This window comes from Tepidanaerobacter sp. EBM-38 (assembly GCA_001896545.1).
GTDB lineage: Bacteria > Bacillota > Thermosediminibacteria > Thermosediminibacterales > Tepidanaerobacteraceae > Tepidanaerobacter.
This window is the reverse complement of sequence record MPOT01000041.1, coordinates 45,045-60,863: the sequence shown is the minus strand read 5'-3', so window position 1 is coordinate 60,863 and position 15,819 is coordinate 45,045. Positions and strand designations below refer to the sequence as shown.

Annotated in this window: 13 protein-coding genes; 3 read left to right on the top strand and 10 right to left on the bottom strand. The window is 37.2% G+C overall.

Going from position 1 to position 15,819, the window contains the following annotated elements:
• Positions 1-24 precede the first annotated feature (24 nt).
• The 3 genes from BUC45_RS04805 to BUC45_RS04795 form a co-directional block, all read right to left on the bottom strand.
• Positions 25-1,359, bottom strand: a complete 1,335-nt coding sequence (locus tag BUC45_RS04805) for a four-carbon acid sugar kinase family protein (protein ID WP_296970733.1) — start codon at positions 1,357-1,359, stop codon at positions 25-27.
• 309 nt (positions 1,360-1,668) lie between these two features.
• On the bottom strand, positions 1,669-3,576 hold the full coding sequence (locus BUC45_RS04800) for a sigma 54-interacting transcriptional regulator (protein WP_296970732.1): 1,908 nt from the start codon (positions 3,574-3,576) through the stop codon (positions 1,669-1,671).
• A gap of 62 nt (positions 3,577-3,638) precedes the next feature.
• Positions 3,639-4,034 carry an Asp23/Gls24 family envelope stress response protein gene (locus BUC45_RS04795; protein WP_013778622.1) on the bottom strand — a complete coding sequence of 132 codons (396 nt, stop codon included), beginning with the start codon at positions 4,032-4,034 and terminating at the stop codon, positions 3,639-3,641.
• A 199-nt stretch (positions 4,035-4,233) separates the two neighbouring features.
• On the opposite strand from BUC45_RS04795, the gene ltaE reads away from it, so the two are divergent.
• Together ltaE and BUC45_RS04785 are read left to right on the top strand one after the other, a co-directional pair.
• A complete protein-coding gene (gene ltaE / locus BUC45_RS04790; protein WP_296970731.1) occupies positions 4,234-5,268 on the top strand; it encodes a low-specificity L-threonine aldolase in 1,035 nt (344 codons plus the stop codon).
• Between the two features lie 31 nt (positions 5,269-5,299).
• Positions 5,300-6,847 (top strand): methyl-accepting chemotaxis protein, encoded by a 1,548-nt coding sequence (locus BUC45_RS04785; RefSeq protein ID WP_296970730.1) that lies wholly within the window; start codon positions 5,300-5,302, stop codon positions 6,845-6,847.
• Positions 6,848-6,891: 44 nt separating this feature from the next.
• Here the strand turns inward: BUC45_RS04785 and BUC45_RS04780 are convergent, their stop codons facing one another.
• From BUC45_RS04780 to BUC45_RS04765, 4 genes are all read right to left on the bottom strand, one after another.
• Entirely contained in the window at positions 6,892-7,428 is a 537-nt protein-coding gene (locus BUC45_RS04780; protein ID WP_296970729.1) for a nucleoside recognition domain-containing protein, read from the bottom strand.
• Entirely contained in the window at positions 7,425-8,015 is a 591-nt protein-coding gene (locus tag BUC45_RS04775; protein WP_296970728.1) for a nucleoside recognition domain-containing protein, read from the bottom strand. Before BUC45_RS04775 ends, BUC45_RS04780 begins: the two co-directional genes overlap by 4 nt.
• 155 nt (positions 8,016-8,170) lie before the next feature.
• Positions 8,171-10,000 carry an excinuclease ABC subunit UvrC gene (gene uvrC, locus BUC45_RS04770; protein WP_296970727.1) on the bottom strand — a complete coding sequence of 610 codons (1,830 nt, stop codon included), beginning with the start codon at positions 9,998-10,000 and terminating at the stop codon, positions 8,171-8,173.
• Between the two features lie 44 nt (positions 10,001-10,044).
• Complete coding sequence (locus BUC45_RS04765) at positions 10,045-10,419, bottom strand: metalloregulator ArsR/SmtB family transcription factor (protein WP_296970726.1); 375 nt, start codon at positions 10,417-10,419, stop codon at positions 10,045-10,047.
• 308 nt (positions 10,420-10,727) lie between these two features.
• Here BUC45_RS04765 and ald point away from each other — a divergent pair, with 308 nt between their 5' ends.
• The gene (ald, locus tag BUC45_RS04760) at positions 10,728-11,852 is read left to right on the top strand and encodes an alanine dehydrogenase (RefSeq protein ID WP_296970725.1); all 1,125 of its coding nucleotides are present in this window, start codon (positions 10,728-10,730) and stop codon (positions 11,850-11,852) included.
• A gap of 95 nt (positions 11,853-11,947) precedes the next feature.
• Here the strand turns inward: ald and BUC45_RS04755 are convergent, their stop codons facing one another.
• The 3 genes from BUC45_RS04755 to BUC45_RS04745 all read right to left on the bottom strand — a co-directional run bounded on the left by BUC45_RS04755 (position 11,948) and on the right by BUC45_RS04745 (position 15,753).
• The gene (locus tag BUC45_RS04755; RefSeq protein ID WP_296970724.1) at positions 11,948-13,258 is read right to left on the bottom strand and encodes a hexokinase; all 1,311 of its coding nucleotides are present in this window, start codon (positions 13,256-13,258) and stop codon (positions 11,948-11,950) included.
• Positions 13,259-13,345: 87 nt separating this feature from the next.
• Entirely contained in the window at positions 13,346-15,064 is a 1,719-nt protein-coding gene (locus BUC45_RS04750) for an ATP-binding protein (RefSeq protein WP_296970723.1), read from the bottom strand.
• Entirely contained in the window at positions 15,061-15,753 is a 693-nt protein-coding gene (locus tag BUC45_RS04745) for a response regulator transcription factor (protein ID WP_296970722.1), read from the bottom strand. The genes BUC45_RS04750 and BUC45_RS04745 overlap by 4 nt, the downstream gene beginning before the upstream one ends.
• Positions 15,754-15,819 lie beyond the last annotated feature (66 nt).

The following is a 15,819-nucleotide window of genomic DNA, read 5'->3' as shown; positions in this document are numbered from 1 at the left end:
AACAAATTTAAGTATTATGGATTATTATGCTTCTTCTAAAAAACTTAATGTTTTTTCTACTTCGATATTATTTTGTAGATGTTTAATTACCTCCAAAAGTGCCGTTGGTGTTCCAAAACCTCCGGCTTTAGTCACAATGGGAATATCATGGGCTTTACCTCCGATTAATCGTCCCAATGGAATACCGGCTAGGATTTCATCTTCCAACTCTATACCCTTCGCTTTTAATGCGCTTAATACATGAAGAGCCGTATCGCCACCGGTTATTACAAGGCTTTGAACTACTTTCTCATCAACCAGCTTGACTACAATTTCACCGATAGCAGATGCTATAATCTTTCCTTTCTCATTTATTGAGGAGTCTTTTTCGTTTATTGGCTTAAAAAGCGTATCAACCGCTATTATGAATGGTTTAGCTGCTGTTTTTTGAGTTTCAATATTTATTTGAATCTTTTGCACAATGTCTTGTACTTCTTCAGCTGCCATACCTTTAATTATTTTTTCTGTATTGATTTTTGCAAAATCAGCATTTATGTTTTGCAATACTTCTTCTATCTGCCTGCGAGTTGTCGGGTTGCATGTTCCGGCTACCACTAGTATAATTCCTTCCTTAGATGGCAGCTTTGCAAGTTTATTAGATGATAGACCTATGACCTTAGGTAAATATGCGGCAAATCCGGCTGCGCCTGCCATTACTGTTTCTTCTGGCAAGGACTTGCAAGCAAGTGCAATATTGTTAAAATCATCTTTCGTGACAGCATCAATTGCTATTATTTGGTATCCATTTTCCTGGAGATCTTCAACTGCACCTAATATTGCAAAACTTCCTTGACGGACAGTTTTCAAGTCTATGTTGGCCACTTTTCTTCCTACTTGTTTTTGAATAATCGTTGGAACATGGCATAATTCTTGTTCCGTTTTATTGGATGGACATGCGTTTTCAACATTATTATCATTACAAACAGGTACTGATGTAACTTTTAAATATCCATTTACCATGTAGCGTCCATTATCTGGATAAGACGGGACTAATATTGCTAAGTTTGAACTCAGAGCATCCATCACAGCCTCCAGTTCAGCTCCCGGATTGCCTCTAAATGTTGAATCTACCTTTTTGTATATACGGCTAAAACCAGCATTTTTTAGCATGTTGCATATATCAAAAACTCTTCTGTAGGCTTTTTCATTATTTAATGGTCGGGTATTTGAATTAATTGCTAAAATCTCATCACTGTCTAAAAACTCGTCTAATGTATCATAATTTACTACAACCTTAGTCTTTAATCCATATTTTCGAAATTGAATGCCTGTATCACTGGCACCGGTAAGATCATCTGCTATTATTGATATGTACCCCATAGATCTACTCCTTCCGATAGCTTTGCTTTTTAAAGTGCAGCGAATGTCAAATGAATTTTTATTTTCACTATTTAATAACATGCAATATCTGTGCCAACATTGATTAAAAGTTGATAAATAATTTTAAAAGCAGCTATATCTTTGTAATAGCAAGGGTTTAAAGAACTTACTAATTTAGTTTTATAGGTAAAAATGCTTTTTTTATTTTAATTTTATTTTTCAAAATGAAAAATAGGCTGTCTTAATAAACAACCTATTTTCATTGAGTGGTAATAAAATAACGTATTTTTTTAATTTGAAATGGATATTTCATTTTGCAATATCCCATTTTTTTAATTTCCGCCACAATGTGGTCTGGCTTATTCCGAGTTTTTTACAGGTTTCCTCTTTATTGTAGCCCGTAAGCTCTAAAGTTTTACATACTATTTCTTTTTCCATATCTTCCATGCTACCTTTTAGTTCTATGTGAACACTGCCAGATGTTTCTTTGTTTTTCATTTTATCTTCTAGTATCCCTTTTATTCCACCTATATCTTCCGGAGTAACTTGCAATCCTCCCTTAAGCACTACTAATCGTTCAAGCATATTTTCTAGTTCTCTCACATTTCCTGGCCAATGATAGGCATTAAATATCTGCAATACTTCATCAGTAATTATAGGCCGTGCCTTGTTAGTTTTACTGCAAATCTTTTCAAGTAAGCGGTCTATTAGCAAGGGAATGTCATCTTTTCGTTCTCGTAAAGGGGGCAGCAATAATCTAAGCACATTTAACCTATAATATAAATCTTGACGAAAGGTGCCTTTTTCAACATCTTCTTCTAAATTTCTGTGAGTTGCCGCAATAATGCGAACATTAACCGGGATAACTCTGTCACCGCCTACTCGTATAATAGCCTTTTCCTGAAGAACTCGAAGAAGGCGGGCTTGTAATTTTAGCGGAAGTTCTCCAATCTCATCCAGGAATATAGTACCATTGTGAGCTAATTCAAATAATCCTTTTTTGCCTCCGCGGCGAGCACCGGTGAAGGCTCCTTCTTCATAGCCGAACAGCTCGCTTTCCAACAGATTCTCGGGGACCGCCGCACAGTTAACGGCAACAAAAGGGCCGTCTTTTCGGAGGCTCGCATTATGTATGCTCTGCACAAGCATTTCCTTGCCTGTACCAGTTTCCCCGGTAACTACCACTGCTGCCTCAGCTTGTGCAAATTGTTTTGCCTGATTGATAACTTTTTTCATTATCGGCGAACAAGTTATAATATCTTCAAAAGTATGTTGAGCAACATGTCCTTTTAAATAAAGTTCCCGTCGCACTTTATTTTCAACAGCCTGTAGATGGCCGGCATCTTGAAATGTTATTACGGTTCCGGTTGTTTCGTTGTTCGTTATTACCGGGACTAAATTGTGAACCACCATAGAGTTTCCAACACGATGAAGTTCTCCCAAAAGGGGCTTGCCCTGTTCTTGAACCCTTTTTAAAGCTAGGCTTGGCAGCACGTTTCCCGCAGGCTGGTTTAAAAGTGAAGTTTTTGATTTACCTAATATCTTCTCTGCTGCAGGGTTTACCAAGGAAATTTTGCCTTCTGCATCTGTAGCGATAATTCCTTCATACGTAAAATCAAGTATTGCTTTAAACTGCTCAGCTTTAGCTTTTTCCCTTCGACGCACGGCAACTAACTCTTGAGCTTCTCTTAATGCCATACTTATAGACTCTTTACCGGAAGTTACAAGCACAGACTGTAAACCCAACTTTTTACTGTATCGAACAGATACCGCATCTCCCACTATTACCTGTATGCCGTCTTGCTTAGCCTTTTTAATAACACTTAGTGCATCAGCTTCAGTTCTTATCTCCAGTTCCTCAATTTTTACGTCCAATACTTCCTCTAAGCTCCTACTGCCGTATATTATATTTCTAAACCCAACCACACCTATATGATCGCCGCATCTTTTAGCGCTGGCTACAGCTCTTATAATATCGTAGGGACTTACTATAATTTCCACTACCGGCTCATCTAGTTGCCGGGTTATAGCCGTTGCAGTACCTCCCCGACTAATTATTACTTCCGCACCATCATCGATAAGCTTTTTTGCAGCTTTAACACCTTCTTCTAAATCACCTACTACAATTTTCGCCGCAACTTCAAGTTCATCACATGTGTGTCGAGCCACATCCGATAACTCAACATACGGTGCTACAATGGCTATTTTATATGGCATGATTCTTTTCACCTCTTTGAGAATCGCTTAATAAAACACAGATGGGAACCTTGCGGTTCCCATTATTCTTCAACTTTTTCTTCAGGCTTTTCTTCCTGAATATCTTCAGGCTTTATAATTCTTTCAACAACAAGATCAACTTTTTCTACTGTATATCCTGTAAGGGTTTCTACTTCACTGATAATCTTTTCTCTTGCCTTTTCGGCTACTTCAGGAATCTTAACACCATATAAAACGGTAACTTTTACCTCAAAAGACACAGTGCCTTCCGATTCCTCAAACTCCGTCGGATCGGTTTTCTTTACTGAAATCTGTGGTGTAAACCTATCTACAAACATTCTGGTGAAACCTGCAAGGCCTCCCTTTTTATCCTGCTTATAAACTTCCTCAACTTTACGCATAGCCTCTTTTGCTATCTCAATAAAAACCGAATCACTTATAAAGGTTTTGCCACTCATAGAATTAGCCCTCCTTTGTTATATAATTTATTATCATCTAAATTATATATTCGTTATAAACCGCAAATAACCTCTTTATTTTTTATTTTTTTATTTTTTGACATTGTGTATTTTTTACAGAAAGGATTTCCCATTTTTATGTAGAATTAATATGCTAAATCCAAAAATAGATTTTATCAGAATTATGAGGAGATGTACTATGAAATACATTGATTTGAGGAGCGATACAGTAACTTTGCCAACACAAGAAATGCGGGATTCAATTTGTCATGCTTCAGTAGGAGATGATGTATACGGTGAAGACCCCACCATCAATCGGTTGGAAGAAATGGCAGCCGACATTTTCGGCAAAGAAGCGGCTATGTTTGTCACCAGCGGAACCCAGGGTAATCAGATATGTGTAATGTCACATACACGACCGGGTGATGAAATCATTCTTGAAGAAAAATGTCACATAATAACCTATGAGGTTGGCGGCATAGCTCGACTTGCAGGAGTTCAAGGCAGACTTCTTCGAGGCAAAAAGGGTATTATGAACCCTTCGGATATCGAGGCAGCTATACGTGAAGACGATATTCATCAACCTAAAACCAGCCTTATATGTCTTGAGAATACCCATAACCGAGCCGGCGGTACTGTAATCCCTTTAGATGTGCTAAAAGGCACTTATGAAGTGGCGAAAAAGCATAATATTCCTATACATATGGATGGAGCCAGAATTTTTAATGCAGCCTCATATTTAAAGGTTTCGGTAAAGGAAATCGCAGGCTATGCTGACTCAGTAATGTTTTGTCTTTCAAAAGGACTGTGTGCCCCTGTAGGATCTATAGTTGTCGGAAGTAAAGATTTTATTTTAAAGGCTCGTAAATTTAGAAAAATGTTAGGCGGCGGAATGCGGCAGGCTGGTTTTTTAGCAGCTGCAGGTATTGTTGCATTGGAAAAAATGACTTCTCGATTAAGCGAAGACCATGATAACGCTAGGATTTTAGCCGAAGGGCTTAACAACATACCAGGTATTAGTATAGACATGGAAACTGTCCAAACCAATATAGTCTTATGTGATATCAGTGGTCTTAAAATATCCGCTAATGAATTTTCAGCTAAACTTTATGAAAGAGGTATAAAGATAAACGGCGGAAATACAGCAACTGTAAGGTTTGTAACCCATTATTGGATTACAAAAGAAGATATAAATACAGTTTTGGAAGCCGTAAAAGCTATTGCTATTAAATAAAGTGCGATATTTTTGAAGGGAGGATTTACTGTTGCAGTTTTTTAACATGGTAAATGAAAATTATATTACGGCTACTCTTTTGGCAGTCGTTATTCTTTTCGCCATAATACACTTTATAAAAAGTAAAAAAGAAAAAGATAAGATTGGCAAAGTAATAGAACGACTCCAGCAATTTAACGACGGGCTTTTATGGCAAAATTTCGATGACATTAAAGGCGGTAAATTAGGCGAACTTTGTCAAGAAATTAATGCTGTAACACAAAACACGAGGCATCTCGTAGGCGAACTTTCTATAGCGTCCGAGCAGTTGCAAGAACTGTGCAAGAAATTCTCTTCAGAAACCGACACATCGGCTAAGGCCTCTCAGGAAGTTGCTGAAACCATAAGTCATATAGCTCATAGAGCCGAAGAGCAGGTAAAAGCATGCAGCAATGCCGTCAATGAAGTTGGAAATCTCAGCAACCTTTCCAACCGCATAGCTTCAGAAACTGCAAGTGTTGTTTCGGGAAATATTGAGGTGCAAAAATCGTTAAGCGAAACCTTTAAAATGATTGAAAATCTTGTCCATTCAGTTGAAATGACCTCACAGGAAAACAGCGTTACCGCCGAAAGGGTTCAGGGTTTAAAACAGGAAACCGATAAAATCGGCGGGATAATAACTTCTGTCGAAAGCATCGCCCAGCAGACGAATCTTCTCTCATTAAATGCAGCAATTGAAGCTGCTCGAGCCGGCAATGCCGGAAAGCAATTTGCTGTTGTCGCCGATGAAATACGAAAGCTTTCAATAAATGCTCAGTCTGCTGCAGGAGAAATTAAAAATAACATAAAAAATATTAGTGACAGGATATTGAAATTATCAGAAGAAATTGTATCAAGTTTTAATAAAATAAAAAAAGAGGCAGAACATGCAAATACTACAAAAGATTCACTGCAGGCTACTTCTGAAATAATTGAAAACACGCTCAAGTCTATGGACCACATAAATGAACTTACAAAAGATGAGGCTTCGGCTACCGAAAACATCAAAAATTTAATTGTTGATTTTTCATCACTGACCGAGAATATATCTGCTGCTTTTCAGGAAACCGCTGCCGTTTCTGAAGAGCAGGCCGCTGTAATGAGTAATATAAACAACACTACAGAAAGCCTTGTAAAAGTATCTTCAGAAATATCGGGTTACGTGGAGAAAGTTCTACAAAATCGGAATTACGACGTATCTGCAGAAATCAAATCAAAAGTACTAGATGCGCTTAAAAATCATGTCAAGTCAAACGAAATACTCTCTATGCAAAAAGAAAACCATCTTAAAATCTTTAATGAATTAAAAAGAGAATTCCCAAACCTTACAGGTATAATTACTGTTGATGCTTACGGAAAGAGCGTAGCAAATTCTAATCCTTCGGAAGTAACCGATTTTTCTTTTCGAGATTGGTTTAAGGCTGCAAAAGCAGGAGAGGATTTTACATCACAAATGTATATTTCGGCTCTTACCGGAAAACCTACGGTTACCGTAGCGACTCCAATTTTCAAAGAAGGCCGCTTTATCGGAGCTGTTAGTGCCGGTATATGCCTAAAATAAGAGTAAAGAACTGTTAATATTGATTTTTTGTCAAAATAAATTCTTTACAGAAAAACTTTTCTAACTATGTAAACTGAAGCCACAAAACTTGCAAAATCAGCAAGCAAACCTAATAAAACTGAATATCTTGTTTTTCGTATACCTACTGAACCAAAGTATACTGCTATTATATAAAATGTGGTATCACTCGAACCGAGCATTGTTGATGCTAATCTTCCAATAAACGAATCAGGACCGTGTGTATCAAAGATTTCCATCGTCATGCTTAGTGCTGCAGGCCCCGAAAGACTGCGAATTATAGATAAAAGCAGAGCATCTGTCGGGGCCTTTATTACTTTTAAAATGGGCGACAAGAGTTTTACAAGGATATCAACAGCCCCCGACTCTCTAAAGATTCCTACGGAAATATATATCCCAATAAGGTAAGGTATAAGTTTTACAGCCATTATAAATCCTTCTTGAGCTCCTTCGATAAAAACTTCAAATATCCTGACTCCTTTTATGTGCCCATATAAAAACACTATAAAAATCAAGCCCGGTATAAACCATGAAAAACTTTCTCCCAACATTTCAGAGGTCAATTATATTTCCTCCTCCGGTATAGATTTCGAATTATCATATCACTTATAATAGCCGTAATAGTAGAACAAGTAGTGGCAAACAGAACAGTCCCTACTATTTCCGATGGATTTTTAGACCCGGCCGATGCCCTTAATGCTATTAATGTTGTAGGAATTAAAGTAACGCTTGAAGTATTGATTGCCAAAAATGTGCACATAGCCTCAGATGCGGTATCAGGGTCATTATTGAGTTTTTGTAGTTCTTGCATAGCTTTTAGGCCGAAAGGGGTTGCCGCATTTCCAAAGCCCAGTATATTGGCACTTAAATTCATTAAAATACAGCCTAATGCCGGATGGTTTTTAGGTATCGACGGAAAAAGCCAGCTAAAAAGCGGTGCTATTAGATGACTGAGTTTATCTATAAGACCGGATTTTTCTGCTACTCTTGCTATACCCATCCATAAACCGACAATACCTATAAGAGCTATGGCTCTTTGAACCGCACTGCCTGCCGCTGTCATAGCGGCAGTTGTAACAACATCAATCTTTCCGTTAATAGCTGCCGCAATAATACCCCCTAAAACAAAAAAAGAAAAAATATGATTCATTATCTCTTCCCTCCCTTAAATATCTATGAAAAAAAAACAGGAACTTTCCTGTTTTTTATAAACATTAGTATTAAACTTGCTTTTGTTGTGTTTAAATGCCCTTTGATATTGTGGTTTAAAGATAGTTAGTATAATAAGATTACCTGAATGCCTTTTTATTTTGAGATGCAGTGAAAATGTTCATATACTGCCTGTGCTGCTTTCTTATTCATGCCCGGTGCGCTCGCAAGTTCTTCTAAGGAAGCCTGCTTAATACCTTCAAGACCGCCAAATGTCTTGAGAAGTGCCAACCGGCGGGCTTTTCCTATACCCGGAATGTCTTCCAACACAGATTTTAGATTCCTCTTGGTTCGGAGACTTCGATGAAAGCTCAGTGCAAAGCGGTGCGCTTCATCTCTTATCCTTTGAACTAAATAAAGTGCCTCAGAGTTTTCCGGCAGTATGATGGGTTCGTCATTTCCTTCCGTAAAAATATGCTCGAACTCCTCTGCTAAAGCAATCGTGGGTATGAAAGATAAACCTAATTCCTTTAAAGCCTGGCGTGCATACTTGAGCTGGCCTTTACCTCCATCGATTAGAAGAAGATCAGGTAAATTGTTAAATTTCTTATCACCTGAAAGTGCTCGCTTAAACCGTCTGAAAACAACTTCTTTCATACTTTCAAAGTCATTTGGCCCTTTAACAGTCTTTATTTTAAATTTCCGATAATCTTCCTTTTTGGGCTGAGCCTCCTCAAAGACTACCATGGACGCCACCGATTCAGCACCTTGCGTGTTTGAAATATCGAATGCTTCGATGCGCCTGGGTACATTCTCTAGATTTAGATATTGCTTCAACTCTTCAAGTGCTTGAAGGTTTCTCAATTTTTCACGCTCATCTTTGCTATCAACTTGATCTAAATATATTCGTGCATTTTCCGCAACCATTTCCGCCAGTTTCTTCTTTTCTCCACGCTTTGGTATTATTACATAAACTTTAGACCCTTTTTTGTGTTTAAGCCATTCTTCTATTGTAGTTTTATCATCGATGTCTTCATCGATTATAATTTCATCAGGTACAAAATTAGCATTGTTATAAAATTGTTTTACAAAAGCCGTAAGGATTTCCTTCCGTTCTGCACCATTTGTATTGCTCAAAATAAAAGGTTCCCGCCCTACAACTTTCCCTTCTCTTACAAAAAATACCTGTATACATACCATGTCAATGCCTCTTGCCATAGCAATAATATCTTGATCTATCATATCTGTAGATACTATCTTTTGTTCTTCTAATACCTTCTCCAATGCCGCAATCTGATCCCTTAGCGCAGCAGCTTTTTCGAAATTCAAATTATCAGCAGCCTCTTGCATTTTCTCCTTTAGTTGTTTAACTAGGGTTTCCTGTTTTCCTTCTAAAAACATTATAATGTTTTTAATAATTTCATCATACTCCTCTGCTTCAATAAAACCTTGGCATGGAGCAAGACAGCGCTTTATGTGGTAATTAAGACATGGTCTTTCTTTTAGCGGAATTTGGCTTAAATCCTTTCCACAGCTACGAATTGGAAAAATCTTATTTATTACATCAATAGCTTCCCTCATAGCCCCTACATCAGCATAAGGTCCGAAGTAGCGAGCTTTATCTTGTTTTACCCTTCTGACAACCTCTAGACGTGGAAAGGGTTGGTTCAGTGTAATTCTGATATAAGGATACTGCTTATCATCGCGGAGTAAAATATTGTATTTAGGCCTATTAAACTTTATTAAATTACACTCTAGTATAAGCGCTTCAACTTCTGAATCCGTAACTATATATTCAATATTTTCGACTTTTGAAATCATCGAAGCAACTTTTATCGGAAGGTTTTTCGGGGACTGAAAATAAGACCTCACTCTGTTTTTTAGAGATATGGCCTTACCTACGTATATTATTCTATTTCGCTTGTCTTTCATTATATAAACACCAGGTTTTTCTGGGAAATCCGCTATTTTATCCGGGTTAAACATAAAAATTCCTCCCACCAATATTATATAAGCAGAAGGAAGGATTGTCACTTTTCCTGATGAATGTGATTCACATGTTCAAATCCTTCTTTTATGATATGGACTACATGCTCATCATCCAAAGTATAGTATACTTGCTTGCCCTCTCTGCGAAATTTAACAAGGTGAGCAGTTCGAAGTACCCTAAGGTGATGAGATACGTTGGAAACCGTAGAATTTAAGAGAGCTGCAATATCGCATACACATAATTCTTCCTTGGATAACAGGTAAACAATCTTCACCCGTGTTTCATCAGCAAGAACTTTGAATAAATCTGCCAAATCCAACATATCCGGAATAGTGTTTGCCAATCGCCTTACTTTATCTTCTTCAATACAGAATACTTCACAAACATCTTTTTCTTCATTTACATTATTATCCACTTGATTTTTCTTCCCTTATACCGTATTTAATAAAATTATACCAAAATGGCCACAATGTTTCCACTTAATAATATAGTATCACAAAAACATCACATTTCACACAAATTTCTACCAAAATTCATTGTTAAAATTAAGTTTATATAAGAGTTTATTTAAATCCCCCTTTATAATTTGTTTAAAGCCCCTCTTTAGCAGGTTCATCCTGCTTTTTTTTTTAAATTTTACTGGTTTAATTATTACTTTTTTGATATACTTTAAAATATATTATTTTTTATTAACGCTCGCAATCTTTTTGAGGAGGCAAAAAAATGATTATTGGTATTGTTAAAGAATTAAAAGAACAGGAAAATCGCGTGGCAATTACACCTGCCGGTGTAGATACCCTAACAGCTTGCGGCAATAAGGTTTTGATTGAAAAAGGTGCCGGTATAGGATCCGGTTTTTCCGATGAGAGTTACGCAGCCGCAGGAGCAGATATGATAAACAGTGCCTCTGACGTGTGGAAAAACAGTGAACTGATAGTAAAGGTCAAAGAACCCCATGAATCAGAATATAAGTATTTAAGACCGGGTTTAGCCTTTTTTGGCTACCTTCACTTGGCAGCCGATCTAAGCTTAACTCAAACTCTTATGGATTCAGGCATTACCGCAATAGCCTATGAAACAGTTCAGCGCCATGACAGAAGTCTTCCTCTTTTAACCCCTATGAGTGAAGTGGCTGGGCGTATGGCTATTCAAGAAGGTGCAATATACCTTGAAAAAACCCGTGGAGGTAAAGGTATATTATTAGAAGGTGTGCCTGGCGTAACCCCGGCATCGGTAGTAGTAGTTGGAGCCGGTACTGTCGGGAGAGGAGCCATCAGGAGGGCAATGGGATTAGGCGCTCGTGTAACCGTTATAGATATAAATGTGGACAGGCTCAGGTATCTGGAAGATATTTTCATGGGCAGAATTGAAACACTGTATTCTAACCGTTTTAACCTTTCCAAGGCTACAAAATATGCCGATTTAGTAGTAGGTGCAGTCTTAATTCCCGGTGCTAAAACTCCTAAGGTAATTACTGAAGAAATGGTTAAAAAAATGCAGCCCGGCAGCGTTATTGTTGATGTAGCTATCGATCAAGGCGGTTGTGTTGAAACTATTAAACAGCCTACGACACATGCTAATCCTGTATTTGTAAAACATGGCGTTATACATTATGCCGTTTCTAATATCCCCGGAGCGGTACCCCGCACATCTACTCTTGCCTTGACTAATGCTACTTTACCATATTTAGTCGAAATAGCTAAGAAGGGATGGAAACAAGCTGCTTTAGATGATCAAGCATTAGCAAAAGGTATAAACATCATGAACAATAAAATTACAAATCAAGCGGTAGCCGAAGCTCATAATCTTCCATATTATTCTGTAGAAGAAGTAATAAATGAAATTTAACAAATTTAACTTTTAAAAACTCTACTCTGTAAAGAAATTCTGACTTTACATAGTAGAGTTTTTTATTACACTATATAATCATAGAAAGCCATATTTTAGTTTAGCAATCCTGCAATAGCCGCTCCTATTAATGTTGCATTTTCTGCCTGCACAAATTCACAGTAAAAATCCTTTTTATCATTAAGATAATCCTTTATATAATAATCCAGTTTATCTTTAAACAGTTTGGATTTATAAAAAGTTGAACCTTCAGCGGTTATACATACAGGTTTACAAGGATTTATACCTTCACCAATTTTGAGTAATATGGCTGAAAGATTTATTGCCACAAGTTTTGCAGCCCTTTCTATTATGCAGTCAATAATGTGATATAGGATTACGGCGTCATCACTTTCCTTGGAGCAGCAAGTAGAAAGAACACTTTTTGAATAAGGATAATAGAGGAAATCATTTATATCCTTAGCAGTGAGTTCACTTATTTTATCAAATTTCTTAGAAAATGCTTCAGAAAGCAAGCCTTCTGCTGCAGCTTTTTTTATGGCAGTGGCTATTAAACCGCCTTGATATTTGCCTGAAAGCATTTTTTCAAAAGCATATTCACCCGGATTAACTGTTTGAAGGTCATATTCCTCATCGATTAAACCCCTTGGTGCCTTGGAATACCCCCCTGATTCTACGTTAATAATTGTGAAACCCGATTTTTCCACAAGAGCTTTAGCTTTTTTTATATTACTATTTTGCTCAATATAACATGTATTTGTTCCCGTTCCCAGGATAAAACCTACATAGCTGGAAAATATTCTATCCGGATATTTGACCTTACCTCCAAGTAGTGTTGCAACAGTATCATTCAAGATTACTATATCCTTATTACCATCTAATCCCATATCCCTTAAAGTTTTTAACAAATTCTCACCAATGACCTCGCCTATCAAATCTTTAACTCTTACCTCTTTGCTAAATTGAAGCAGTCGTCCGTCTTTATTCGGAAGAACTTCTGTCGGATATGAAAAACAAAACCCTATTTTCTTGCTATACTGCAAAACCGGCTTAATGTAGTTGGCCATTGTTTCAAAAAACTCTTTTTTTGATATCTCTCCGTAGGTTCCAGGCATGCGATATGATTTATAATTTTCAATAATTGGTTTTTCCTCTCGGTCAAAATAGCAGGTGGCCACTCGAAAGTTTGTACCGCCGGCATCCAGCACTATAATAGGTTCTTCAAGAGGTATTTCCTTATCTACAGTTATGTATGTAGGTATCATTTGAAGAGAGCTAGGCTTACCTTCAAGACCATTTTTCATCTCATCAATAAATATTTTGCAATTTTCTTCTATATCTATATTTTCATAATCCATATGATACCTTTTTAAGAAATCTTTAACAAGTTGCTTTTGTTTTGACATTCATATCACCCTTTTTAAATTTAGTTTTCTATAAATATTCGATTAAAAAAAGAGAAAACCCTCTTATTTATATACTAATGCTCAAGCTCATGCATCCCACGGCATAAGAAAGGAAAATTCTGTCCCTCCTTCCGGACAATTTTTTGCCCAAACTCTACCCCCATGCAGTTCAACAATTTTTTTTACAATAGCCAGACCCAAACCTGTACCGCTTTTTTGCCGTGTTCTGGATTTGTCTACCTTGTAAAACCTTTCCCAAATAAAAGGAAGTTCATCCTCTGGTATACCGCTTCCGCTGTCTTTTACAGAAATAATGACACCCTCTTTGCAAGGCTGTGCTTTTATTATTATTTTGCTATCATTAGGAGAATATCTTACAGCATTATCTATAAGATTTATCATCACCTGCTCAACACGATCTTCATCAGCTGTAATCGCTGGAATATCCTCTATTTCTATTTTAAGCTCTATATTTTTATCATCGCAAATAGGTGAAACCTTTTTAGAAACCCTTTCAATTAAGTTTTTAATTGATACACGGTCTTTTTTTATATTTAAATGACCTGCCTCAATATGCGAAAGTTGTAATAGTTCGTCCACCAGCCTGCGAAGTCGCAGCGTTTCTTCAAGAATAATATTAAGGTATCTGTCATGTTCTTCACGATTTTCGACTAAACCATCCAGTAGGGCCTCAGTATAACCTTGTAAATACGTTAAAGGTGTCCTTAATTCGTGCGAAACATCACCTAAAAATTCTTTCCTTAAGTCTTCCAGTTTTCTTTCTCTAGTAACATCCTTTAGCACTACAAGGATTCCCCATAGCTGCCGGTCTTCGTTAAAAAGCGGCGTCAACCTTGTGCTGATAATCCTTCCATCAATTCTCAATTCTCTACTAACATATTCTCCACTGTCTTTAACTTGTTTTAGCAGAGGCTCTAGGATATTAAGGTAACTGTTATCATGTTCTTTTATATTTGGCATAATCTCAAGTGCTTGAGGGTTAGCCATTATAACCTGATTTGCAGTATCAAATGTTATAACACCGTCACTCATGCTTAAAAGTACATTTTGAAGCTGCTTTTTTTCCTGGTCTAGTGCATTAATATTTTCATTTATTACATCAGATAAATAATTTATAGTTTTGGCCAAAGTCCCAATTTCGTCCTCAGAATCCACATCAACTTTGCTTTTGAATTCACCCCTTGCCATTTCCTCTGCCGCCTTCTTCATTTGAACCAGTGGTTTAGATACAGTTCTTGATAATGCAAAGCTCAAGCCTGTAGAAATCAATATTGCTATAACCGCCGCAGACAAAATCAAACGTCTTATCTGCCATACAGTGTCTTCAATGGACGACATAGGAGAAAACAAAATAAGGCCACCCGCTACCCCTGCCTCAGTTCTTATAGGTAAAGCCACAGTAAGCATAGAAGCATTAAACTGAGGCATATGGCCTTTATGCACAACAATATTACCTTTTAAGACCTCTGACAATTCTTTTGGTCCAATAGCAATGCCGTTGAATTTTACCACATTTGAGCTGGCTTGAATCAAACCTTGTCGGTCTATTAATACAGCATGAGCATTGATAAACTTACTTACATCAAGCAGCTCTGACGGATTTGCTCCTCCTAAAATTAAGGATATAAGTTGTTGCCCTTCGTTTATCATCTCATTTTTTCGCATATTAAAATAAAAGTCTTCAAATACGCTGGAAAGCACTAGGCCCGAGAACAAAAGAGTAACGATAGCTAAAACCGTCATATAAAGCCATAACTTTGTTACGATACTTTTCTTCAGATTCACTTTTCCACCTCAAATTTATAGCCAATGCCCCAAACAGTATTTATATATGAGGCAGCCCTGCTGCGGCCAAGTTTTTCCCGAAGTTGTTTTATGTGCGTATCCACGGTTCGCAGACTACCGTAAAAATCATAGCCCCAAACTTCTTTTAACAGCTTTTCTCTATTAAATGCTCTTCCTTTATTTTTAGCTAAAAAATATAAGAGGTCAAATTCCTTAGGTGTAAGTGCAACTTCTTTGCCATCAACCTTAACAACTCTAGCTGCAGGGTCAATTAACAATTCTGGGAAATTTAAGGCTTCAGCTTCATCATCTTCCTTAGATGCCATACGCCTCAAAAGTGCTTTGACTCTAGCAGTAAGTTCCCTAGGGCTGAAAGGTTTTACCACATAGTCATCTGCTCCTAATTCAAACCCCAAAACCTTGTCAAATTCTTCGCCCCTAGCCGTCAGCATTATCACAGGCGTATCATATTTTTCTCTGATTTTTTTACAAACAGTCCAACCGTCAATAACCGGAAGCATCAGATCCAGAATAATTAAATCATAGGATACATTTGATATCATATCTAGAGCCTGTTGGCCTTCAAAAGCCTCATCGACAATAAATCCTTCCCTTTCTAAGTACAATCTCACTAAATCTACAATACGTTTTTCATCATCAACTACAAGTATTCTTGCGTCTCCTTGCACATCTAGCCCCTCCCTAGTTAGAACAAAACCTTTAAATCTACTGCTCAAATTCTTATTTTGAGTCTA

Excerpts from the sequence above, each read along its gene's own strand:
- ltaE (WP_296970731.1), top strand. The coding sequence starts at position 4,234 with ATGAAATACATTGATTTGAGGAGCGATACAGTAACTTTGCCAACACAA.
- ald (WP_296970725.1), top strand. The coding sequence starts at position 10,728 with ATGATTATTGGTATTGTTAAAGAATTAAAAGAACAGGAAAATCGCGTG.
- BUC45_RS04755 (WP_296970724.1), bottom strand. The coding sequence starts at position 13,258 with ATGTCAAAACAAAAGCAACTTGTTAAAGATTTCTTAAAAAGGTATCAT.
- BUC45_RS04805 (WP_296970733.1), bottom strand. The coding sequence starts at position 1,359 with ATGGGGTACATATCAATAATAGCAGATGATCTTACCGGTGCCAGTGAT.
- BUC45_RS04775 (WP_296970728.1), bottom strand. The coding sequence starts at position 8,015 with ATGAATCATATTTTTTCTTTTTTTGTTTTAGGGGGTATTATTGCGGCA.
- BUC45_RS04795 (WP_013778622.1), bottom strand. The coding sequence starts at position 4,034 with ATGAGTGGCAAAACCTTTATAAGTGATTCGGTTTTTATTGAGATAGCA.
- uvrC (WP_296970727.1), bottom strand. The coding sequence starts at position 10,000 with ATGTTTAACCCGGATAAAATAGCGGATTTCCCAGAAAAACCTGGTGTT.
- BUC45_RS04800 (WP_296970732.1), bottom strand. The coding sequence starts at position 3,576 with ATGCCATATAAAATAGCCATTGTAGCACCGTATGTTGAGTTATCGGAT.